This window comes from Clostridium sp. AM29-11AC (assembly GCF_003480545.1).
Classification (GTDB): Bacteria; Bacillota; Clostridia; order Lachnospirales; family Lachnospiraceae; genus Otoolea; species Otoolea saccharolyticum_A.
In genome coordinates this window covers 15,233-38,129 of sequence record NZ_QUJI01000012.1, presented here as the reverse complement: position 1 = coordinate 38,129, position 22,897 = coordinate 15,233, and the positions used below count along the sequence as shown (strand labels likewise).

The 22,897-nt window shown below is 49.8% G+C and carries 24 protein-coding genes; 3 read left to right on the top strand and 21 right to left on the bottom strand.

Annotation, left to right across the window (positions count from 1 at the left end; translation table 11 throughout):
- Nucleotides 1-14: 14 nt before the first annotated feature.
- The 8 genes from DW757_RS10090 to DW757_RS18015 all read right to left on the bottom strand — a co-directional run bounded on the left by DW757_RS10090 (nucleotide 15) and on the right by DW757_RS18015 (nucleotide 6,124).
- On the bottom strand, nucleotides 15-1,226 hold the full coding sequence (locus DW757_RS10090; RefSeq protein WP_002576319.1) for a site-specific integrase: 1,212 nt from the start codon (nucleotides 1,224-1,226) through the stop codon (nucleotides 15-17).
- Nucleotides 1,227-1,310: 84 nt separating this feature from the next.
- A complete protein-coding gene (locus DW757_RS10085; RefSeq protein WP_002576320.1) occupies nucleotides 1,311-1,541 on the bottom strand; it encodes a hypothetical protein in 231 nt (76 codons plus the stop codon).
- Between the two features lie 476 nt (nucleotides 1,542-2,017).
- Nucleotides 2,018-2,488, bottom strand: coding sequence for an RNA polymerase subunit sigma-73 (locus DW757_RS10070; protein ID WP_002576321.1), 471 nt, complete (start codon nucleotides 2,486-2,488; stop codon nucleotides 2,018-2,020).
- Nucleotides 2,489-2,655: 167 nt separating this feature from the next.
- The gene (gene bcrD / locus DW757_RS10065; RefSeq protein ID WP_002576322.1) at nucleotides 2,656-3,483 is read right to left on the bottom strand and encodes a bacitracin resistance undecaprenyl-diphosphatase BcrD; all 828 of its coding nucleotides are present in this window, start codon (nucleotides 3,481-3,483) and stop codon (nucleotides 2,656-2,658) included.
- Nucleotides 3,483-4,232 (bottom strand): ABC transporter permease, encoded by a 750-nt coding sequence (locus tag DW757_RS10060; protein WP_002576323.1) that lies wholly within the window; start codon nucleotides 4,230-4,232, stop codon nucleotides 3,483-3,485. The genes bcrD and DW757_RS10060 overlap by 1 nt, the downstream gene beginning before the upstream one ends.
- Nucleotides 4,225-5,142, bottom strand: coding sequence for a bacitracin ABC transporter ATP-binding protein BcrA (gene bcrA / locus DW757_RS10055; protein ID WP_002576324.1), 918 nt, complete (start codon nucleotides 5,140-5,142; stop codon nucleotides 4,225-4,227). The genes DW757_RS10060 and bcrA overlap by 8 nt, the downstream gene beginning before the upstream one ends.
- 180 nt (nucleotides 5,143-5,322) lie before the next feature.
- Nucleotides 5,323-5,937: a bacitracin resistance transcriptional activator BcrR gene (gene bcrR / locus DW757_RS10050; RefSeq protein ID WP_072849625.1), complete on the bottom strand. Its 615-nt coding sequence runs from the start codon at nucleotides 5,935-5,937 to the stop codon at nucleotides 5,323-5,325.
- Nucleotides 5,927-6,124: a helix-turn-helix domain-containing protein gene (locus tag DW757_RS18015; RefSeq protein WP_009246557.1), complete on the bottom strand. Its 198-nt coding sequence runs from the start codon at nucleotides 6,122-6,124 to the stop codon at nucleotides 5,927-5,929. The genes bcrR and DW757_RS18015 overlap by 11 nt, the downstream gene beginning before the upstream one ends.
- Before the next feature lie 165 nt (nucleotides 6,125-6,289).
- Between DW757_RS18015 and DW757_RS10040 the strand changes: the two genes are divergently transcribed.
- On the top strand, nucleotides 6,290-6,643 hold the full coding sequence (locus tag DW757_RS10040; protein WP_002576326.1) for a helix-turn-helix domain-containing protein: 354 nt from the start codon (nucleotides 6,290-6,292) through the stop codon (nucleotides 6,641-6,643).
- An 80-nt stretch (nucleotides 6,644-6,723) separates the two neighbouring features.
- On the opposite strand, the gene DW757_RS10035 is transcribed toward DW757_RS10040, so the two are convergent.
- The 6 genes from DW757_RS10035 to DW757_RS10005 all read right to left on the bottom strand — a co-directional run bounded on the left by DW757_RS10035 (nucleotide 6,724) and on the right by DW757_RS10005 (nucleotide 11,123).
- Nucleotides 6,724-7,020, bottom strand: a complete 297-nt coding sequence (locus tag DW757_RS10035; protein WP_002576327.1) for a hypothetical protein — start codon at nucleotides 7,018-7,020, stop codon at nucleotides 6,724-6,726.
- A gap of 284 nt (nucleotides 7,021-7,304) precedes the next feature.
- Entirely contained in the window at nucleotides 7,305-8,720 is a 1,416-nt protein-coding gene (locus DW757_RS10025) for a relaxase/mobilization nuclease domain-containing protein (RefSeq protein WP_002578499.1), read from the bottom strand.
- 55 nt (nucleotides 8,721-8,775) lie between these two features.
- Nucleotides 8,776-9,108, bottom strand: coding sequence for a hypothetical protein (locus DW757_RS10020; RefSeq protein ID WP_002578498.1), 333 nt, complete (start codon nucleotides 9,106-9,108; stop codon nucleotides 8,776-8,778).
- Nucleotides 9,105-9,959, bottom strand: coding sequence for a nucleotidyl transferase AbiEii/AbiGii toxin family protein (locus tag DW757_RS10015; protein ID WP_002578497.1), 855 nt, complete (start codon nucleotides 9,957-9,959; stop codon nucleotides 9,105-9,107). The genes DW757_RS10020 and DW757_RS10015 overlap by 4 nt, the downstream gene beginning before the upstream one ends.
- Nucleotides 9,956-10,549: a type IV toxin-antitoxin system AbiEi family antitoxin domain-containing protein gene (locus tag DW757_RS10010; protein ID WP_002578496.1), complete on the bottom strand. Its 594-nt coding sequence runs from the start codon at nucleotides 10,547-10,549 to the stop codon at nucleotides 9,956-9,958. The genes DW757_RS10015 and DW757_RS10010 overlap by 4 nt, the downstream gene beginning before the upstream one ends.
- A gap of 136 nt (nucleotides 10,550-10,685) precedes the next feature.
- A complete protein-coding gene (locus tag DW757_RS10005; RefSeq protein WP_002578495.1) occupies nucleotides 10,686-11,123 on the bottom strand; it encodes a hypothetical protein in 438 nt (145 codons plus the stop codon).
- A 120-nt stretch (nucleotides 11,124-11,243) separates the two neighbouring features.
- Between DW757_RS10005 and DW757_RS10000 the strand changes: the two genes are divergently transcribed.
- Nucleotides 11,244-11,483 (top strand): helix-turn-helix transcriptional regulator, encoded by a 240-nt coding sequence (locus DW757_RS10000; protein WP_002578494.1) that lies wholly within the window; start codon nucleotides 11,244-11,246, stop codon nucleotides 11,481-11,483.
- 33 nt (nucleotides 11,484-11,516) lie between these two features.
- Here DW757_RS10000 and DW757_RS09995 read toward each other — a convergent pair whose 3' ends face one another.
- The 6 genes from DW757_RS09995 to DW757_RS17680 form a co-directional block, all read right to left on the bottom strand.
- On the bottom strand, nucleotides 11,517-11,828 hold the full coding sequence (locus DW757_RS09995) for a CD1845 family protein (RefSeq protein WP_087416039.1): 312 nt from the start codon (nucleotides 11,826-11,828) through the stop codon (nucleotides 11,517-11,519).
- Complete coding sequence (locus DW757_RS09990) at nucleotides 11,825-12,130, bottom strand: hypothetical protein (RefSeq protein ID WP_002578492.1); 306 nt, start codon at nucleotides 12,128-12,130, stop codon at nucleotides 11,825-11,827. The genes DW757_RS09995 and DW757_RS09990 overlap by 4 nt, the downstream gene beginning before the upstream one ends.
- 152 nt (nucleotides 12,131-12,282) lie before the next feature.
- Nucleotides 12,283-12,627, bottom strand: a complete 345-nt coding sequence (gene mobC, locus DW757_RS09980; protein WP_002578491.1) for a plasmid mobilization relaxosome protein MobC — start codon at nucleotides 12,625-12,627, stop codon at nucleotides 12,283-12,285.
- Complete coding sequence (locus tag DW757_RS09975; RefSeq protein WP_002578490.1) at nucleotides 12,624-13,430, bottom strand: DUF3848 domain-containing protein; 807 nt, start codon at nucleotides 13,428-13,430, stop codon at nucleotides 12,624-12,626. The genes mobC and DW757_RS09975 overlap by 4 nt, the downstream gene beginning before the upstream one ends.
- Nucleotide 13,431: 1 nt before the next feature.
- Entirely contained in the window at nucleotides 13,432-21,420 is a 7,989-nt protein-coding gene (locus DW757_RS09970) for an SNF2-related protein (protein ID WP_226394856.1), read from the bottom strand.
- A gap of 53 nt (nucleotides 21,421-21,473) precedes the next feature.
- Nucleotides 21,474-21,830, bottom strand: a complete 357-nt coding sequence (locus DW757_RS17680) for a TnpV protein (RefSeq protein WP_072853158.1) — start codon at nucleotides 21,828-21,830, stop codon at nucleotides 21,474-21,476.
- Here DW757_RS17680 and DW757_RS17675 point away from each other — a divergent pair.
- Nucleotides 21,829-22,632, top strand: coding sequence for a hypothetical protein (locus tag DW757_RS17675; protein ID WP_072853160.1), 804 nt, complete (start codon nucleotides 21,829-21,831; stop codon nucleotides 22,630-22,632). The two genes, DW757_RS17680 and DW757_RS17675, sit on opposite strands and share 2 nt — an antisense overlap.
- Nucleotides 22,633-22,681: 49 nt before the next feature.
- Here DW757_RS17675 and DW757_RS09965 read toward each other — a convergent pair whose 3' ends face one another.
- Entirely contained in the window at nucleotides 22,682-22,897 is a 216-nt protein-coding gene (locus tag DW757_RS09965) for a transposon-transfer assisting family protein (RefSeq protein ID WP_002588921.1), read from the bottom strand.

Here is a 22,897-nt window from a genome sequence, read left to right as displayed (position 1 = left end):
GAATTGTTCGGAACTTACACAGCGTCCCATAAGTCAAAGGCACAGCCCATTGCTTTGACAAGATCATCCGGCCTGTTGTATTTGACCTTTGCGTAAATGTCCATCGTGATTTTGCTGCTTTCATGGCCCGCCAAATATTGTACCGTTTTGGGGTCCACCGAAGAATGAATCAGATTGGTGATGTAGGTGTGCCGCAGCTGATGCGGTGTCACTTCAAAATCCAGGCTATATACCACATGGCCGTTATTCCTGGCTTTTTCTCCAAGTTTCGGGTAAAGCATATATTTTACATACTTTCCGTCCACAAGTTTTCTGGCCATTCTCGGCTTTGCAGTCCGCGTCACAATATACTGCCACAGCCGCTTAAACTGTGTATAGGATAGCGGATCACCGTCCCGATTGGCAATCACATAATCCGAAGTGGATTTTTTCTTTGCATCTTTCAGACATTCAACCAGACAGACCGGGAGAGGAATGTTTCTTTGTGCCGCTTTGGTCTTTAGCTCGGTAAGAATGACCGGCCTGTTATGTTCTGTGTGCCATGCCCGCCGTACCGTTAAGTACGGAGCCTCTGCATCCAGATACACAGAATCCCATTGCAGCGCCAGGATTTCTTCCCGGCGCAGACCGGCATATAAACCGATCATCACAAATACATAGGGCGGCAAATCCCGGATCGTGTCCAAAAGCCGCTCAACCTGTTCATCCGTCAATGCCTGTCTTTCTTCCTGGGGAACTCCTCCCTTTGCATCCAGGTATATGGTCGGGTCCTCGTCAATCACATGGCTCTCCTTGGCCGCCCGGAAAATGGACTTGCAGAGAATCACCACAGACTTATAAACCGAAGCCGACTTCTTGGAAACAGGTACGAGGGCAAGTTGGATGTCATCCAGGGATACATCAGCCATTCTCTTGTCTCCCAGCCCTCCAATAATGTGCCGCCGCACCTTAGAGGTATAATCTGTCAAGGTGGTGGCCCGAACATGGACGGACTGCATCAGCAGCCACTTCTCACAGTACTCAGCAACCGTAGGCGATCTTCGACGAAACGTAGTACTGTCAATCTGCTCTAACGCCTCCAGTTCCTTGTCATAAAGCTTTTCGGGCGTCTTTGCATAAAGCGCCACTCTGTTTCCATCCGAATCTTCGACTCTGGTTCTATAATATTCAATGCCGTTAAGCACGACCGTACCATATTGAGGAATTGCCCTTTTTCTTTTTGCCAATTCCGTCACCTCCTAAGAATAATGTCCAGCGCTGTACCTTTGTTTTATCAGACATATTAGGTTCCAGCAAGGATACGGAACAGCTCAAGCTCGGACACTTCGCAGCTTGCGGTATGTAGCGCTTTTTTCCACTGGCTTTGCACGATGGGTGCATTTTGCGATATACTCCTGAAGGCCAGCATCTGTAAAGTACACGCAACCATTTTGCACATACTGAACATAGGAAATTAGCCCACTGTTTCGAGCTGCATCCAAAGTGGCAATGCTAATCCCCAGTAATTTGGCAGCCTCTTTCCGCGAAATCAATTTTTCCATAGGTGGTCCCCCTTTCTGTCAAAGATGTGGTTGTTGCTTTCAAAATCACATGAATGCGCTGGCAACCGAAGCTGCCAGCGCATGGTATCTGACTTTGAAAAATTTACTCGCCACATTTGCCACGCACCCCTGGCGATGGGGACATTCCGGTCTCCGCTGGCGCGGCTGTCATAACTCCACAGCGTCGTTTTACTCGTGCGCCGCAGAGTTCCCCCCAAGTCTTTAGGAGGCCGTGAGGAAGTATCTTTAACCCCTATGCAGTCATCGCGCCCTGAAATGCCACTTTCGGGTATCAGGCTGACGTGGATCGCTCGGAACAGTCCTATTCATCACCTCCTGGGGCTGTCCATCTTCGCGGCGTGCCTGATTCGCTCGTACATAGGTTATGTACCGGAAATGCCGTCTATGAAATTGTCAAGCTCCACATTGGGAGAATGTTCTTCCCTCAATGGGTAGGCACTGATACGCTTCATTTGTTAAGTGTTATTCAAAAATTTTTTTATTTTTTTAAATCTTTGTGCAACAGCACTTCTGGAACAATGCCAAAGACGTGCTACATCAATTTGACGATAACCATCCACAAAAAGTAATGTCAATAGCTCCAAATCTTTCTTCGACAGCTTCTTCAATCTCAACAGTAGTTGTTCGTTTTCCACCGAAGCCAACCATCCATATCGCGTTTGATCAATCTTATCAACATCCCATTGATAAGATAACGATGCAAACTTTCGGAACAGCTGTGATTGACCACATACTTCATCATATTGTTCACAAGGTATTGGTTGCGTATGGTTTTGAAAAACCCTTTGACTGCAAAACCATGCCCAGTCATATTCTTTCATGGCAGCAATCTGTTCTTCGCTCATCCCTGCATCACAATACTCAACTTCTAAACGCTTCCATCTACTATCAAACTTCTTTTTCTCATATCCATAATTAAATCCCATTATTAACCTCCTGTAGATTCAATTTGCAAAATTCACCATGCAAACTAAAATCAGGAGGAGATCGACAACGAGAATCTCTGGGTTGTTTTCCATCCCCAGAAACAAAAATGCCAGCTGATCTTAAGGACCAACTGGCATTTTTATTCGCGCACAAAGAAAACGCATTATTAAGATTTTATAAGTACAACAAGTATACCAAGCACAATTCGATACCAACCAAACACCTTAAAATCATGTTTTTTGATAAAGTTCATTAGGAATTTAATTACTAAGACAGATACCGCAAATGCCACAGCCATACCGAGAACAAGAGCGAGCAGTTCTGCACTTGTAAATTCAAACCCGAATTTTAACAGCTTAAAAGCACTTGCTCCAAGCATAGTAGGTACTGCGAGGAAAAAAGTAAACTCTGCTGCTGCCACTCGTGAAACTCCTATGAGTAAAGCACCTATAATCGTTGCTCCCGACCGTGATGTGCCGGGTATAAGTGATAACACTTGAAATGCCCCTATCAAGATTGCTGTTTTATAGCTGATGTCAGAAAGTGCCATAGTAGTAGGAGTACGCTTTTTATTCCAATTTTCTATGAGAATGAATAACAAACCATAAAAGATTAACATGATTGAAATCACAATGGGGGTTTGGAGGTAAGCATCCAAATAATCATCAAATAGAATCCCCATAATAGCTGACGGTACACAAGCTACCGCAACCTTGAACCACAACGAGAAAGTATCCTTTTTAACAATTGACTGTGCTTTGTTCTTAAATTGAAAGGGAAACATCTTGTTCCAAAACATTACAACCACTGCGAGTATAGCTCCAAGTTGAATAACAACAAAAAACATTTCTTTAAATGCTTCGCTCATATTAAGTGTGATAAATTCGTCCACAAGAATCATATGTCCTGTGCTGCTGATAGGTAGCCACTCAGTAATACCCTCAACAATTCCAAGAAAAATAACTTTTAAAATTTCTATAAAATCAAGTACCATTATTTCAAATCCTCCTTTTTAAAATGATGAAAGGTCATAAGAAAACCAACTGCTGATACAAGAATAATAATAGATACAGACAGCAGTGTAGGATAGCCGGTACTCTGAAGTTTACCCTGCACCAAGAAATAGGTGGCTGTCCACGGATACAACGCTCCCCATTCTTGATTTGAAAGTGCGGCACTTCCCATGACAATCACGGCAGAGCCAATCATCGGGGCGACAAATCCTTTTGTTTTCATAGCAACAAACACAAAAGGAGAAACTGTTAAAAACATCAGGATACTGCCAAACAAAAACTTGGGGAGCCATACTATTGCCACTAGTAAGCTATATCCCTCCAATGTAAAGACAGCGTCATATAGCCCACAAACGATAAATATACCTGCCCATGTTACAAGGGTTAGCATAACAATCCAAAGAAGCAGGGTGCAAAATTTTCCAATTAATAGTTTTGTCCTTGAAATGGGTATGGGCAATATGGTTTTGAGGGTGCTTTCTGTGTACTCTCTGCTAAACAAGTAAGCTGCAATTGCCACATATATCATAATGTTTACCAGCAGCATGATATACAGTACACTGTCGCTGTATATGTCAGACAAGGTAAAGATAATCTCCGGCTTATCAAAATGTGTTTGCAAGGCTTCTATTAACATCAAAAGTGGGGTAGATAATACCCCTGCCACACTAATTAGCACCATTTTTGAACGCTTTAGTTTTAATAATTCACAAGAAATAAGATTAAGCAATACCGCCACCTCCAATCAGTTTAGAAAAGTAGTCCTCTAAGTTTTCCTCACTATCATTTATCCTTGTCACGAGCAGTCCATTTCGTGCAAATTCTCGATTGATTTCTCCAACACTTTGGCTAAAGTCATAAATTCTCACCGTACCGTCCTGCACTGTAAAATCCGTCATGTGGTAGTGGTTTTCTAAAATCTTTCCGGCTATCTCACTGTCAGATAAATCAAATTGAATGTATTTTCGATTCCTTTTGTGAAGCTCGGATATATTCACTTCCTCTACTAAATGCCCCTCGTGCATAACGCCGATAATATCTGCTATCTGTTCAATCTCGCTTAAAACATGGCTTGAGATAAAAATGGTAATGCCATGATTGTGACTAAGTTCAGATAAAAATGAGCGTATTTCAACTATTCCAATGGGGTCAAGTCCGTTAATCGGTTCGTCAAGTATTAAAAGCTCCGGCTCGTGCATAATGGCGGCGGCAATACCAAGCCGTTGCTTCATTCCGAGGGAATAATCGGAAAAGACTTTTCTTTTCTCCTTATGCAGCCCCACAACTTCAAGAGCTTTTTCTACTCCACTTTTAGATACTCCCCCTCGCAGTTTAGCGAGAATTTGCAAATTCTCATACCCTGTTAAATTACTGTAAAATCCCGGTGTTTCGATAATAGAGCCTACTTTGCTATAAAGGGTATGGATATTTTCCTTATAGTTTGTGCCAAACAAGCGTACCGTTCCCTCCGTTGGGAAAGCAAGCTGCAACATCATTTTCATTGCTGTGGTTTTGCCTGCTCCGTTTCTGCCGAGCAAACCATAAATTTTGCCCTTTGGCACATGAAGATTTACCTTATCGACAACGGTGGCTGTTCCGTATCGCTTCGTAAGATTTTCTGTTTCAATGATATAATCCATATTTGATTCTCCTTTCCGTGGGTTGCTGTTCTTGTTTTCGCTGACCACAATCTTATTATCCACGAGTATTGCATAGAAGCCAAGAAATCTACCGTCACAATGCCGACACAATAGATGTCAGCACGAAAAAAGCTCCGACACTTATCGTGTCAGAGCCTATTTTAAAGGGTTTATGGCATTTTACTTTGTTTGGGTTTGCTTTATCCAGACAAATATTTTAGCAACAAATAGCAGAAACATAAGGGCGGTTACATAGGGTTGTCTTGCCGCAGCTAAGAAGCAGATAAAAAGCGTACTCAGCACGAGAGAGCATTTTGTGATTATGTTGCTCCATGATTCCTTTTCAAAACAAACACACATCAGTTTCGCTATCCCAAGTGCAATCAAAACAATAAAAACAATCCAATAGATTGCAAGATATATTGGGGTAGTGTCTGTAAATGAAAGTAGATTGACAGAATAAATATATCCGTCAACAAGGTTACCATACAACGGCAAAAGTATAAAAGTAACCGCCATCATATCTAATATTCCATAAATGAAACTGTAAATTTTTTTCAAGTTGGAACGATTTTCAGTTTCGGCAAGTGTAATCAGTTCTTCGCCCGATAGCAGTTCATCTATGGTCACAGAAAAGAATTTAGAAATACACTTGAGCGACTCAATGTTAGGGTAACCCTTGCCGCTTTCCCATTTTGAAATGGCTGTTCTTGATACATATAATTGCTCCGCAAGTTGTTCCTGCGTTAAGTTCTTTCCAGTCCTAAGCTGTTGTAGCTTTTCATTAAATTCCATGATTCTCCTCCTGTTTGTTCCTTGTTTTCATACGTCCATCAACGGGTTTTTCTGCATCTTTTGGTATCATCCATGCACGACCAAATTTTTCAGTTCCGTCAATGCGATTTTCCTCACATAATTTTTGTATCCGTCTTTCCGATATGCCCCATTTTTCAGAAGCGGCTTTCACAGAAATGTAATTCATAATATCAACTTCCTTTCGCAAAGAGTATATAATTATTATATACGGAATGACGAATAATAGCAAGTTTCTCTCCACTAATACGAAATTATACACTACTAAACATAAAATCATACTTCGTTCAAATATCATCACCCGAAATGTACAATGATATAGGATGATATTAAAATGTACCAAGATGAAAGAAAACTTGATTTTAAGCCGTTAGGTATAGCGATAAAAAAAGCTCGGGAAGCAAAAGGGTGGACACAGGAATATCTTGCCCAACTGGTAGACCTTACGCCACGCTCTATTATGTATATAGAGAACAGGGGGCAGCACCCAAGGCTTAACAAATTTTATCTCATTACTACCTTGCTTGACATCTCTGTAGACCAGTTCTTTTTTCCATGCAATGAAGATGGCGACAACAATCGCCGCAAACAAGTTGATGTACTGTTGAATGATATGGAAGAAAAGGAGCTTATCGTGATGGAAGCTACGGCTCAAGGCTTGAAAAAGGCAAGAGAAACTGCGGAATAATTAACGCTGTTTTCGTAAGCCAAGCCAACTGAAAAAAGTGCGACACCTACACAGGCTATCGCACTTTTTAGGTTATTTTTTTATTCTCCACACAAATCATAAAGCTGTTCACATCGGTTTTGAATATCTAAGATTTCTGTTTCGGTTAAACTCCTGCGGTTATGAGTAAGTTGTTGCTCTAAAAAATCACGATAGCCATCAAGTAAGGCATCCCGTAAAAGCTCGGGGGCTTTGCAATGTTCCACACCAAACCATTGCTCATCTTTTTCATCCCAAATCATAACGGTGTATCCTCGCTTAGTGTTCACCACCTCCAAAACACTATCTTTATTTAGGTAATCGTTGAATACTTCTAAAACCTTTTCAAAGGTCATCATTTTATCAGCCCTTTCATATTTTAGGTGCTTATATGTAAGTAGTTTATATACTTATTACGACTATGATAATAAAAGTAAATCATCGTGTAAAGGATACGGATATTGTTTGCGAACAAAAGTGGCAAGCAATGCCGGTGTTAATACACTCGGCCCACAGAGGGAAAAATCCTGACGTGATTTCCCCCTCTGCTTTGCTTGTTGAGGGCAGCGCCCCCAAGCCCCTTTGAACGCAGAATTTCATTCTGCGGCTACGCGTCCGATGGACGCTTATGACCATGACCGGCTTACCGCTGGCCGTGGTCTTTTTCTTGTTCTTTTTTCTGTTCCTCATCCATTTTCAGCAGCCGATCCACATTGGCCTTTGCCGTCAAAAGTTCCCGCATTTCCTCACGGGAACGCCGGTACTCGGCGTAGGTTTTCTTCTTTTCCTCCAGCAGTTTGGCATACTCAGATTGCAGGTCTTTGACCTTGGGCAGCTTCTTCACTCCCATCTCATCAAAGGCATTTTTTGCCGCCTGATGGAGCAGAATTTCTTGCTCATGTTCCTCCCGAAATTTTCGGGAATAACCGGCCTTGCGATAGGCAACATAGGTCTCGCGGGTCTTGGCATAATTAACGATATGGGTACGCAGGACGGCGATCTCTGCCATGCGTTTCTCCGTCGCCTTAATCTGCGCTGACAGCTCATTGTGATGGGCGGTAGCCGCCACCGCTTTTTCTTCCAGCTCTGTATAGTCCAGTAGGTGATGTTCGGTAAGAAAATTCACGGTCTGCGCCATCTGTTTTAAGTTAAAAACCTTGGCCCAGCGTGCATATCCAGCACCTTTCCCGGCCTGCAATTTTGCCTGAATATCCACCAGCAAATTGACCTTGGGTGGCTCCGGCTGCACGGTGGATTTCTTGCGGGGCGTGTGCTGCTTTTCTCCAGCCAGCACCGCACGGATTTCTGTTTCGCTGTACCCGGCTCCCAGCTTGTCATCCATACGGGCTACATTCTTCCAGCCGGGAGCTTTAAGGCGGATTGCTTTCCCGCGCCGAGATACCTCGCAGCCCATCTCGGAAAGCAGTTGCAGAAGTGTGTCAAAGTCTGCTGGCTTTTGCTCCAGCGCCCGGTCAATCATCACCCGTAGCTGTTCCCGATGGGAGGGCTTGGCTTGTTCGCCCAGCCACTTGTTGTAGCTTTTTCCGTGGGGCTTGGGGTTCTCCACAATGGATAGTCCGTTCTCGATACAAATGGTGTCACTTAAACGTCGAACAGCTCTGGTGCTTCCCCAAAAGTTACGGAACTTCCGGTCACAATCCATATTGACCGCCGACCAGATGATGTGATTATGAATATGCGATTTGTCGATGTGGGTGCAGACCACAAAGGAATGATTGCCTTTGGTGAACCGCCTGGCAAATTCTATGCCCAGCCGGTTGGCTTCCTCCGGTGTGATCTCTCCGGGCCTGAACGACTGGCGCACATGGTAGGCGATCACATCATCTGTACCGCGCACTCGTCCGGTGGCGGCAATATACTGCCGCTTTGCCAACAGAAACTCTGCATCAGCAGTGCGGCTGTCACATCCATAGCTGGTAATCAATTTTCCGTTGTCGGTCTTTTGGGGATTTGCCACATAGTCAATAATATCGCTGATGGCACGGCTCTCAGTCCGACCCTTGCCGATATGCAGCGGCATGATGCGTGTGGTTGCCATAAGGGAGACCTCCTTTCCAAAAAAGAAACGGCCTGCATGGTGCAGACCGCTTTTGTTATTCTATTAAATCGTCCTCATCGAGAAAATCAAAATTGTCCTCGATGTCCTCTAACCGCTTCGGAGGAAACCTCATCTCGTATTGTTCTTTTGCCAGCGCACGAACTTCCCGGCGCTTATCTTTCATTCGGTTCTTCAGCCAGGAAATCTGCTCCTTTGATAATCTCCATGGGAGATTCAGCAAGCGGTTTATTGTCATTTGCTCCGCTTGCTTCTCCGGCGGCAAAGAAGCACAGGATTTACAGACGTGCGCCGCATGACCTTTGCCGGAAAATTTTTCATTAGCCTTATATTCTCCGCAGACTTTACAATAATGGCCGTGCTTCTTCATAGGCTCGATTCCTTTTCACTGAGAGCGTATAAACTGCGCACCGCCCCCATGATGATGTTCCACTCCAGATCTGCCGCATAGGAAAATTTTTTGCGGTACGATTCCCAAAGTTTCTGCATAACCGAGCTGTTCTCCACTTCCTCAAAAACTTCGGCAGCTTCTGCAAGATGTCGTTCTGTCCCGCGTTTGTGAGCAGTGGCCCGCAGCGCATCATGGAGAATCTGAGGGTCCAATGTATTCCCATGCAGCTGTTCCAGAATATAAATGTCATAGAAATCTCTCATGCGGGTGTTGGTGGTAGTTCTGGTAATGATCGTTTCCAGCTTTTCGGCCAGAACCGTTTCCAGATTGTACGCCCAAATATCAATGGAGCGATCTTCCAGCATCAGCTTGAAAGAGTAGCGGATCTCCCTGGGGGTAATGGCATCCCCTGTGGAAATGTCAATCTTCAAAGGCGTCACCACACCGTCAAAGGTTGTAGTCATATTTACGCGAATCCCCGGATATTCCGCCTCATCCATAATCTCCGAAATACTTTTCAGCTGGAATTTGACGCCATCATCAAGCGGGACACTCACAATAGCGGAAATCAAATTCTCTATGTCCTCCACATTGACATTGGCTCCTTTTACAGTAGCGTCCAAATCCATCGTGGAACGGGCATCCAGACCAACCATAGCCGCTACCAGCATACCGCCTTTCAGAATAAATTTGTCACGATATTCAGAAAGGGAGATACGCTCCAGAAAACGCTCCATCATGTAGTTCCGCATCAAGAGCTGGGCGTCCGCAGATTTTTTTCTGGAAAGATTGCGGATCAGATCCTTCAACTGCCTTGCTGTTTTTATCATAAAAGCACCTCCAAATACTGCCGCAGAATTTTTTCTACCCGGAACATACCGGCATACCGCATCAATGTCCGCAGGTCTTTGTCTTTTCTTCTGGCATACATCTTTAATGCCCCTTGAAAAGTCTGCATCTCCATGTTGTTCCTGCTGCGGAGCAGGTCGCAGATGGTGCGCTCCAGGTCATAGACAGGAACTGTATGCCCAAATGGTGTCTGAGCCGTTGTCAGGCCCACCCCATGCAGTTCCGCCTTAATGGTGAATACCTGTACGCCCTCTGCTTTCAGCTTGGAGGGATTATATCCGGTCTTGACTGTGACCGTATATTCCAGCGGCTCGCGGTCTGTCAGATCGTGAAAAAATAAAGCTGTCTCATGGGAAAACACTGCCTGTTCGACCCGCAGATGAAGTAAGTACATGGCATCGACCCAGGCATCCTTGGAAAGATAAATTCCATGCGCGACCCGCTCCAATTCCCGTGAGTGCACATAATCATAAAAAACAGGCTTAGAAATACCAGCAGATACTACTTGAGCTGTTCGCAGCATCCCATCCTGTGTTTCCAGCAGCTGATCCAGCTGTTCAAATTGTCCCACCGTACCACTTCCTTTCACACTAATATTATAAGCAATATTAGTTCAAAAGTAAAGTGATGAAAATTCGGCATAATTTTACCGACAGCTTAACGTTCAACAGTTTTGGAAATATGAAGTGGCAGCAAAATAGACAACCTCAGCTGCCCATTTCATCACGATATGAAATAATCTGCTTCTTTTTCTGTTTGGCACACCGTAACGTTGTGGCTGCTCCGCCCCAATCATGGAGAACATAGGCCACCACTACATCGGCGGACTCTACCATCCAGCGATTTCTATGAGAAATCGAAAAACGGCGCGGTACGTTTTCCAGCGGTGGATACACGGTACTGTCATAGCCAGAAACATCCCGGCCAGTGTTCAAATATGCCAATACAAGAACCAGCTCGATTTGCGGATACTTTTTCTTTTGTTCCCGTAAAATAGACGCTGCTAAACTGTCGAACTCTCCATATCCTCCAAGATAAAAAGTTGTTGCTCCTTGCTCAATTAGGTCTTGTGTTACATTGCGAAGCCAATTCGCAATATTGTCTGCCTTTGTGATTTGCGAATGGCCACAAAAAGTTACGTTCATACGATGGCACCCCTATTACCATCATACTGCAAATAGCTCTATTAGTACAGGTACAGGGACCAATTTTAGCAAAACTGCCCATATACTAAATATAGTACAGTCACAGGGGCGGTGTATAGAATGAAGCTAAACGAGGCGGTAAGCAAACGTCTGTTAGAATTACTAGATGAAAGAAAAATGACACAATATCAACTGTATATGAAAAGCGGTGTTCCCAAGTCTACGATTGGAAATGTCATCAACTGCTCGTATGATTCGGTTAAGCTACGGATCATTCATGAGATGTGCCAAGGAATGGGGATTGGGATAGATACCTTTTTTGCATCGCCGCTTTTTCAAGAAGATAACCTAGAACCATAAAACCTCCGACGAAATTCGTCGGAGGTTTTCATATTATCCATAAACCAAATCTTGAATGATAAACTTCAAGTCCTGTACCTTGCCCAGTAGCCAGATTGCAGCCATTGGCAAACCATAGGAACTAATGAGAAATGCTATCACCAGCAGGATAATGCCGTTTTGCAAGGAGTAAGTAATCAGAACTGCCACACCCAGCAGGGCAACCACCATGCTGATAAGCCCCAGCACCAAACCGGAGACATAGACAATCCCCACACAAATCCAGACGAACAGGGTCAGCGACAGAATCACCGGAGCCATTAAAATCTTCAACGGCAGTTTCAGAATGAACCAGATCGCCCTCATTTTTCTTCCTCCTTCCATCGTTCCCGAAAGCTCTGACAGAGAATTTCTGCCTGTCTTTCATCTTCTTCCGTCACTTCTCGGCATCCTTTGGTTAGCCGCAGTTCCTCATAGCTGCGATAATCAGATAACAGCACCTCGAATAGTTCGTCCGGTGTCCGGCTGAGAAGTCCATCCACACAGTAGCGGGAATCTCCATTCCATGTGACGCGGAGATAACCTTCTCGACAAGGGAGGACTTCTTCCTCTAGATCACAGTCCAAATACTCACGAAAAATCTCCAACACCTTCTCAAAGGTTTTCATCTATTCTCAACTCCTTTGCGGCAATCTGTTTTCTACCCATATTATCCTTCCAACATTTCAAAAAGACAAGGATATGGGCAAAAGAAAAAACGGAGGAAGGCGCGGCGAAAAGAACGCCGTTCCTCCCTCCGCAGTTGGGGCATATATCCCTGTTACGAAAGCCTGGAAAGCTGGGTTAGGATTTCTTTCACGCCCTCCCATAACTGCTCCTGCCGTTGGGCTATATCCTCCAGGTCAGCATCATAAATCCGCCCCGTTTCATGTACCCGTCGGGTGAGCTGGTTCAGGTTATTGCTGCTTCGGCGCAACAGGGATACCAGTTCCTTCAGCTCCGGCAAGTCCAGCTGTACCACATAGCCGTCCACAGCCATCTTCCGCAGATAGGCGCTCAGGTTTTTTGTTCCGAACTGTGCCATTTTCTGCTGGATCGCTTCCATCTCCGCATCGGAAACCCAAAACAGGACCGGCACATCCCGTTTACGCTTTTTGGCGCTCATCGTTCCGGCTCCTGTTTCTTCGATAAAGCAGGCTTGTGGGTGGTAGGCTCCTGTTTGAGCTTTTGCAAGACAGAGCCTTTCTCCGGTTCCTGAAGCGTTTTTCGTGCCTGCCGTGTAAACAGATCGGTCAGACCAAGATTGACCTCATCCACAACCAGATAAGCACAGTGGCGCGAAGTGCCGCTGTCCTCCGGCATGGGAATGGTCTTTGCCCAGGCTTTGTTGTCACGGGAAACGCGACCGTCGCTGTCCTTATGCTGGATGGTGTTGGCAAGGATGAACTGTACTCGTTCCGACCCGAACTTTTCCAGCACCGCCTTAACCGCAGACTCCGTATCCAGTCGGTTATCCGCATAGTGGGCGCTGATGGCGTGTTCAATGGCCTCTTTACAGTCAAAGTTTGCCTGATAAGAGCGGTTATATTGTGCCATCTCCCCATGCTGGGACGCATAGGCGGCAGAATGGAGATAGAGAGGGATGGACCGCTGTTCTTCCAAAACCTTACACACATCATCCGCTCGGTTTTCAATGCTGTCCCGGATCACATCCATGTAGCCGGTCTCCAGCTTCTCAAAGTGACGGTACACATCGGCCAGCGGTGTAGGCGAATCCAAAAGCGCCTGGGCCTGGGCATCGGTCAGCTCCAAGTCCTCCATCGCCATCACAATGTCCTCCCGGACGGTGTACTCATAGGTATGGTGCAGGATTTCCTCCGGGGGCTGGCTTTTCAGCCAGTCCCGGTATTTGTCCTGTTCAGCGGCCATCTTCTCATAAAGGGCCGTATTCAGATCGTTGGTATTCATGTTATCGCACCTCCTCATGTTGTTTCGGTTTCTTTTCAGGGCTACGGGGTGGCACCGGGCGCTTCAAGCTGTCCAGCACCGAAGGCCGTGCGCTCTTGGCAACCACAGTTTCCGGCTGGGCATGGCCCTTGCCGTCAATGTTCAGCAGCGTGTCCAGTTCCACCAGACGGGCGGACTTGACTCGCAGATCATCCTCAAAGGGAAACGGCTTTCCGATTTCCTCTTTGGCTGCGGCCTGCTGTTGGTAAAGGTTGTCCAGCTGGTTTTTCACGGCTTCCAAACGCTGAGGCATTTGAGCCAGTGCATTGTCGATACGGGTGAGGTTTCCGCGCGGGTCTGTGCCGAGGCTTGCCCGGTGGGTCATCTGGCCTTTCAACAGGAGCGTATATTCCTGTTTCCAAGCGGAAAACTCCACGGACATAGTAAAGCCCCGATAGCTGCCGATCTGCACCGGTTCGGAGCCTTTGACCTCCTTACAGGCGTCTAGCAAGGCTGCACCGGCGTTTTCTTTGTCAGTCAGCACATCGCCCCGGATCTCCATTCCAGCAAAGCCATCCTCCGGGTGAGGATGGGCGGCCAGGGTCTCCAGATCCGCTTCAAAGCCTTTAATAAACCCCTTGTTAGTTTCGATTTCCTGGGGGAAGTATTTGAGCAACTGATCCTCCAGGCGGTACTGCTTGCTCTGATGGTCAGCTTTCATCAGCTTCAGACGCGCAACCTCCACATCCAAATCCATGCGCTCCTTGATACGGGGGTCTCCGGCGCACAGGGCCTTGATCTCGGCAAAGGACAGCGCCGTTTCGTCCACATCATCGCAGGAGCGGACCGGGCTTTTGCTGGTCATGATTTGCGAAATGAATTTCTGTTTGTTCTCCACCGTCTGCCACAGGTAGGCATCGAAAGTTCCCTCGGTAACATAGCGGTACACATGGACCAGCGGATTCTGGTTGCCCTGGCGCTCGATACGGCCCTTGCGCTGGGCAAGGTCTCCCGGACGCCACGGACAATCCAGGTCATGGAGCGCCACAAGCCGGTCCTGCACATTGGTGCCAGCGCCCATTTTGGAGGTGCTGCCCAGCAGGACGCGCACCTGCCCAGTGCGAACCTTGGAAAACAGTTCTTTCTTCTGCACCTCGGTCTTGGCTTCGTGGATAAAAGCAATCTGCTCGGCGGGCATTCCCTGGGCGATGAGCTTCTGGCGGATGTCCTCATAGATGGTAAAGGCAGGCTCAGGCTCATCCAACGGCACAGCCTGTTCCAGCGCATGAAGTGTGGGATTATCCAGCTGTTTGGCTGCCTTTTTGGAGGGGGCTGCCTGGGGCGTGGAAATGTCGCAGAATACCAGCTGGGTCAGCTTGTCAGCCTCGCCGTCCCGCCAGATCTGCATGATATTACCCACACACTGATTGACCTTGGTGCCGGGTTCATCCGGCAGCAGCTGGTTGATGATACGCTGGTCCAGACCCAGCTTGCGGCCATCGCCGGTAATCTTGAGCATATTGTCCTCTGAGGGGTCAACGCTGCCGCTGTGTACCCTGGAGGCGCGCTCGGAGAGAACCTGCACCATCTCTTTTTGGTGTTCAGTAGGCTGGGCCACGATGTTGTGGTATTCCACCTCCGGGGTGGGCAAGTTCAGCTGATCGGCGGTTTTGATGTCGGCAACTTCACGGAACAAGTTCATCAGCTCCGGGAGGTTGAAAAACTTGCTGAATCTCGTTCTTGCCCGGTAGCCGGTGCCTTCCGGTGCCAGCTCCAGCGCCGTGACGGTTTCTCCGAAGCGGCTGGCCCAGCAGTCGAAGTGGGTCATGTTCAGCTCTTGCAGGCGGTCATACTGGAGATACCGCTGCATGGTGTAAAGTTCGGTCATGCTGTTCGATACGGGGGTGCCAGTGGCGAAAATCACACCACGGTTTCCGGTCAGTTCATCCATATAGCGACACTTTGCAAACATATCGCTGGACTTTTGGGCATCGCTTGTGGAGAGACCTGCCACATTCCGCATCTTGGTGTATAAAAACAGGTTTTTATAGTTATGCGCCTCATCGACGAACAGGCGGTCCACACCCAACTGCTCGAATGTTACCACATCGTCCTTGCGGCTCTCGGCCTGCAATTTCTCCAGCCGGGCTTCCAGGGACTTCTTGGTGCGTTCCAACTGCTTGACCGTGAAACGCTCACCGCCGCTGTACTTCACCTCGGCAATGCCCTCGGTGATCTCGTCGATCTGCTCCTGAAGGAGCCGTTCCTGACGCTCTCGGCTGATGGGGATTTTCTCAAACTGGCTGTGTCCCATGATGATGGCGTCATAATCGCCGGTGGCAATGCGGGCGCAGAACTTCTTGCGGTTGTGGGTCTCAAAGTCCTTTTTGGTGGTGACAAGAATGTTGGCGGAAGGATAGAGCCGCAGAAACTCCGACGCCCATTGTTCGGTCAGATGGTTCGGCACCACAAAGAGGGATTTCTGACACAAGCCCAGGCGCTTACTCTCCATGGCGGCAGCCACCATTTCAAAGGTTTTGCCAGCGCCTACCTCGTGTGCCAGCAGCGTATTGCCGCCGTACAGCACATGAGCGATAGCGTTTTTCTGGTGTTCCCGCAAGGTGATGGCCGGGTTCATACCACCGAAAGTAATGTGTCCGCCGTCGTATTCACGGGGACGGGTGGAGTTCATTTCCTCATTGTACTGGCGGACCAGAGCTTGGCGGCGGTCCGGGTCTTTCCAAATCCAGTCTTTGAAAGCGTCCCGGATCGCTTGCTGCTTTTGGGCGGCCAGGGTGGTCTCTTTGGCATTCAACACCCGGCGCTCTTTGCCGTCTGCATCCTCTATGGTGTCGTAGATACGGACATCCCGCAGGTTCAGGCTGTCCTCCAGAATCTTGTAGGCATTGGCACGGCTGGTTCCGTAGGTGGTATAGGCTGCCACATTGTTCTGGCTTACAGAGCTTTTGCCGGTGATCTGCCACTCAGCGGTGAAAGAAGAATAGTTGACCTCGATATTGCGCTGGAGATAAAACGGCGTGTCGAAGGTCTCATACATAAACTGCTGGATGTACTCTTTGTCGATCCAGGTAGCGCCCAGGCGCACCTCAATCTCCGACGCATCCAGGTCTTTGGGCTGGGCAGCGGTAAGGGCCTCCACATTGACTGCAAAGGAAGGGTCCTGCTGTGCGGCCCGCTGTGCCTGACGCAGCTTGCGCCGCACATTGCCGGACAGGTATTCGTCGGCTGTTACATAATGGGGAGTGCCGTCTTTCTCCAACTGCCCAGGTACACGGAAGATCACGCCTTTTAGCTCGGCGGCCAGTTCGTCGCCGGTCTTGCCGGTCAACTCCGCCATATACGCCATATCGACAAAGGCTTTTTCGGAAATTGATACGGCCAGAGCTTCACTTGCGGTATCCACAGTGTCCACCGCCTTGTGGGGCTTGATGGTGCGCTTGGTGAACATATCCGCCTTGCGCTCCAGCTTGCCGTCCTCGTCAATGACTTCCAGCGCGCAGAGCAGATAGTAGCTGGAATCATCAGCAAAGGCCAGCCGGTTCGCCCGGTCATTGATAAGACCATATTTTGCAGAGAAGCTGTCATAGAGCCGGTTCAGTTCGGCCTGTTTGTCCTGGATGGCGCTGTCCGGTGTGGCGGCGTCCATTTGCAGATCAATGAGCTGCTGGACACATTCTCGCAGACCCACCAGTCCTTTCACACGGGCTTCGGCGGTGGCATTCAGGTCAGGCCGTACCATACAGCTGTTTTCACGGTAATACACATCGCCGTCCACAACGGTGTAGGAGTAATTTTTCACATTGGGGTCAGCAGGGATAGAAGTGTCGATGGCTTCGCCCTCGCCCAGCTCCGGCAGCTCGGCCTCCTGGTAGGTGCCGCGAATGTACTTCACGGCATCATGCAGCTGATCGGCAAGCTCCAGCCCCTCGATGGGGTTCACGGTGTAGTCCATGCCGTGGGCGGTGCTTTCCGGTTCCTGTCGGCCCAGCACCATTTCCGGGTGGTCCAGGAAATAGCGGTTGATGGCAAAGCCGTCCTCGGTCTGCCCGGTCTGCGTCCACTCCGGCACGATGTCCAACGGACGGTCACGCTTTTGCAGGAAGATGATGTCCGAAACGACCTCGGCACCTGCGTTCTTTTTGAAAGCGTCATTGGGCAGACGGATGGCCCCCAGCAGTTCGGCGCGCTGAGCAAGATACCGGCGCACGGTGGAATCCTTGGCGTCCATCGTGTAGCGGCTGGTGACAAAGGCCACCACGCCACCGGGACGAACCTGATCCAGAGCCTTGGCGAAAAAGTAGTTGTGAATGCTGAAATTCAGCTTGTCATAGGCTTTATCCCGAACCTGATACTGGCCAAACGGTACATTACCCACCGCCAGATCGTAGAAATCCCGCCTGTCGGTGGTCTCAAACCCTGCCACGGTGATGTCGGCCTTGGGGTAGAGCTGCTGGGCAATACGCCCGCTGATGGAATCCAGCTCCACGCCGTAAAGACGGCTGTTTCGCATTTCCTCCGGCAGCATACCGAAGAAATTGCCTACACCACAGGACGGCTCCAGGATGTTGCCGGTCTCAAATCCCATGCGGCCCACAGCCTCGTAAATCGCTTTGATGACCGTAGGGCTGGTGTAGTGCGCGTTGAGGGTGGAACCTCTGGCAGCAGCGTATTCCTCCGGGGTCAGCAGTTCCTTCAGCTGGGCATATTCCTTGCTCCAGCTTTCCTTGTCGGGGTCAAAGGCATCGGCAAGGCCGCCCCAGCCCACATACCGAGAAAGGATTTTCTGCTGTTCCGGCGTTGCCTGCTCGGTGGTTTCCTCCAGGTATTTCAGCAGCTTGATTGCCTCGACATTGGCCTGGAACTTAGCCTTGGGGCCGCCTTCGCCCAGGTGATCGTCAGTGATACGGAAATTCTCGGCGGTGCGACGCAGATTGGCCTTGTATTCCTCATAAGAGGCTTCCTCGGCAGCTTTGACATTGGGGAAGGTCTGCCACTCGCCGTTTACCTGAATGGAAACGGGGTGTTCGTCCAGTACCTCATCCAGAGTCTTTTCCGGCTCGACAGCAGGCGTGGGCGGCTCCGGCTCATTGGTTCGCAGGGTCTGAACAACCACATCATAGGGCAGATTGTTCTTATCGCCCGGATAGACAGCCACAGTCTCGGCTTGGAAGGCCGGGGTTTCGGCAGCCGGTTCGGGGCGTTCCTGCTCAAAACCGTCCAACTGACGGGCATACATCCCGCGCAGCAAAGGCGCAACCTCGCTCCACTGGAAGAACAGCATGGCCAGACGCTTTTCATCTGCATCCAGCACTTCCAGCTCGATACCTTCCGGCATCGTGCGGTAATCGGCGGTCTCGCCGGTCTCCAGCTCCATCGTTTCCACGATGTTGGGATAGGCCCGGCTCAGCCACAAGGCTACCTCCTGGTTACTCTTGCCGTTGCGAAGAAGCTCGGAAAGCTCCGCCTTGTCCGCCTCACCAATCAGGCCATGGGCCAGCACATCCCGAAGGTCCTGGTCCACCGTATCCAGATTTGCAGGCAGGAATTCGGTATAGAAGTCGTTGCGGTTATCCTCCCGCAAAAGCTGCTCAAACCGTTCCCGGCTCTCAGCCCGGTAGATGGGATAGCTCATGCCGGTGGGCAGCAGCTGCACCGTGTCATCCCGCAGCTCTGTGATCTGATGGGGCCGGTCATCCAGATAGACAATATCACCCACATTGTAAGGAGGAACCGCTGGATCGTAGGAGGTTCGCTCCCGGAGTGTGCCACGAGCCGCAGCGTATTCCTCATCTGAAACCAGAACACGCAAATTATGGGGAGAAGGCTGTTCCGGCTCATCTGCCGGGACGCTCTCTCTGGATATGGCCTCCACATCCGCCATAACACGCTGGATGAATGGGTCATTATCCAGTTTTTCCTCATCCACCAGTTCACCATTCACAATGCCGCGCTCGGCCAAAGCCTCCCGAATGGCGATGGGGTCGATGTTGTCGAACCGGTCCTGTTCCGCTTCGGTGTAGAACCGGTCCTCCTTGATAAGCTGAGCGATCCGGCGCTGTACCTTGGGCCAGGGCAGCACCGTTCCTTCGGGGCTTTCCGGGCGAACCGAAAACGGGGTTTTGCCATCGCCGCCGTCAAACTCATGGGCCAGCCATGCAGCGGTATCTTTTTCCCGCCCATGTTTCTCCATGTAACGGACAACGGCGTGTTTACTTTCGATTTTGCCGTTCCAGTCCTGGATAGCCTTGTCGATGTCATTGTCCGTGAGAGGGTGCAGCAGCTCATGGAGCTTGGGATAGGTCTCGTCGATGATTTCTCGATGAAGGCGCTGGCGGAACTCCGGTGTGTCGGAATAGAGGCGGAGCAGCTCCATGTTGCCAGATCCCAGGACAGCACGGCGAATAGCGGCATTGCCCTCGATCACGGCGTTCTCATGGTCACTGTGACCGCAGGCATTGCGATATGGCACATCTTCCATAACAGCGGCAAGTACAATGGGCTTGTATTGCTCATGCAGTTCTCGAATCGTAGGGGCTGCGGCTGCTTCGGTCTCCTGAAATACTCTGGTCCCGTCTGCGCCAAACTCCGCTTCCTGGGCATTGATGTGCTGTTCCGCCTCATGGTCGATAGAGGGCATGGAATACTCCTGCCGCTCCCTGCCGCCCTTCGGGACAGCGGAAATGGTCACATCATGCTTATCCCGCAGCTGTTCCACAACCTGCTCCAGCCGGTTTGCCGGAAAGCCGCACATTTCCACACGGCCACCGCCGGGGATAGCGCGGGTCGTGAGATTGAGGTCCAGTTCCGCAGCAGCAGTTTTGGCGTCCTCACCGTACAGCTCAAAAAAATCCCCCATTTGGTAGAGGATTATATCATCCGGGTGGCGCTCCTTGACGCCGTTGTATTCCCACACAGCCGGGTCCGGCTGCTGGGCTTGCAGGGCATCTTCTTCCGCCAGGGCCTTTTCTGCCTGGATTTTGTCATACTCCGCCTGTTCCTGTTCTGTGAGATAGCGTCCCTTCTGGATCAGGTCGGTAATCCGTTTGGCGACTTTCTCCCAGGTGAAATGCACATCCGGGCAGCCGTCTTTTTTGTAGTGCAGACCTTTTCCGTCGTGGCTTTCATCGCTTTTCATTGCACCGGACAGGGCATGGGAGTGACCGCCAATACCATACTTATGTTTGAGAAAATCCACCTTTTCCTTATCCGTATGGGGTTCCTGGAAAAAGGTGAAAACTCGGCCCTTACCGCCCTCAAATCCGCTGCCTCTGGTCATGGCGGCGTCGATCTCGTCCTCAGAGATAAACTGCTTGACCGAAGGTACTTCCGTCAACTGAGAGGTAAAGGTGGTGCGAGGCAAGGACAGATCTTGCAGGTTCTCCCAAATTTCTTTGGGTTTATGGTAGTGGAAGCGCAGCAAATCCCGATCCTGCTGGTAGGCCGTCCAGAAGGCAGCATATTCTTCCGCAAGGTTCTGGCGAAACTCCGGGCTTTTCAGCTGTTCGGTGAGCCATGCAGATTCCTCCGGGAAACCGCGCCCCGGATTGTTGGAAAGGATGGGCAGATACCCAGCTTCTCTGGCTTCCTCGCTGAAATCGTGGTACAGATTCCAGAACTTTTCCGCGAGGAGGGAGCGTTCATAGCCCGCAGCCTCAGCCAGCTCCACATTGGTGGCAAACTGGCCGTCCTGCAAAAGCTGGCCGATACGCTCAGCGGCACTCTCCCAGGAAATGACCTGGGCGGACTTATCGTAACGGGCAGTTTTGCCGTGGGAAAGATGGATTCCATCCTCGGCATACCATGCAGTGATGCTGCCAATCCCGTTGCCGCCATGGTACAGGGTTTTCAGGGTGTCTGCGATCTCGGTGGTGGACTTCTGCTCCTCAAAGGCCGCGACAATGCGCTCTCTCTGGCGATAGGTGTTGCCGCCCAGCCGCAGCACATGGTCGATGTCAGCCTGGGCAAAAGAAAAAGCAGAGGATGTTTTCACATTCTCTGCTTCATCTATGATTCTGATTTGTTCTGCTTCGGAGAGGAAGAAACTCAGCTGTGAATAAGCTCCGCCATCAGAATCTCCTCGGCCTGTGCTTTGCAGGTGTTCATCAGGCCCACCCAGCGCATCGGGTCGCTGGCTTTCAGCTGCTCCGTCGCGCCCGCGTCTTTCGCCAGCTGGGGCATCATCTGCTCCAGACGGCTCTGCGCTGTCTCGTCGATCTCGATGAGGTGCGGGTACAGCTTCTCGGTCAGCAGCAGCTGATTGTAAATCAGGGGCCGGTGTTCCTTCAGGTACGCTTTCCGCATCCTGCCGTACTTGCCCAGGGGCTTCTCCGGCTGTTCGGTCAGCTTCAGGTCGGGAATCTGATAATCTCCGTTCATCGTGTAAGTCAGGCTGTTCTCCATGTGTAACGCTCCTTTCCGCGAGTTGCTCGCGCTCATAGATCTGGATGGTGACGCCGATCTGCCGCAAAACCTGCTGGTTAATCTGGCTGACCGCCGCGCCCAACGCCCCAACCGTGGCCGGGGTATTGAAATCGAAAATCGGCATGAAGTCCTCATGCTGGAAATATTGTTCCGTATCCAGCCCACAGCGAGACATCAGGGCATAGGCGATACTGACGGTGGCGGCGGACTTAAATTGGACTTCGATGTTGTAATCATCGTACTCCGCCAGGAACGAACCGTCAACGATATAGCGGAAATCTCTCTGATGATCGTCCCAATACTCACTCGCCAGCTTTCCGGCTACATCCGTGAGCTGCTGGGCGAGATTGTCACCGGCAACGCCGTAGTTTTGCTCCAGCATGGCCGACACAGGCCCAATGTGCTGTTCTTCCAGCTGCCACAACCAGGGTGTACGGGAATGTTCACGGGTGCCGGTATCGGAAATATCGAACACATAGCGCAGGCGAAGCTTGTCGCCGGAATCGTCCACCAGGGCAATACCCTTGGAGCCACGGCGCACATACCGTCCCATTTTTTCATTCCACAGGTCATACTCGGCGCAGGCGGTGGCATCCGGGCGCTGGGCGTAAATCATCATTTGCTCGTGGAATGGGTATTTATAAAGGCGGGCGGCGGTGGTGAGAAAAGCCGTCCACTCCTTCCAGCTGCCTACAAGCTGGGTCGATACCTGTTCGGCCATCTGCCGGTAAAATTCAGCTTTGGATGGCATGGTTTTCTGTCCTCCCTTCATGTTGAATAGAAATGGGACGGCATATCAGGCCGTCCCATCAGGTCTTTATGTGTGTTTTTTACTCGTCGAAATCTGGGTACAGCTCCAGTTCGGCAAACTCGGTGTCGTTCATAGCTTGGAGTTTACCCAGGGCGCTGTCCGTCAGTTCCCGCAGCTCGGCTTCCTCCGGCGAAAGCTCACCGCGCATCTCCGTCAGAGCGTCGATCAGCCCGGTGCGGCTGCCGGTGTTGTAGATGCAAAGAAGGTTCGTTTCCTCAAAGGTGAAGTTGTTCAT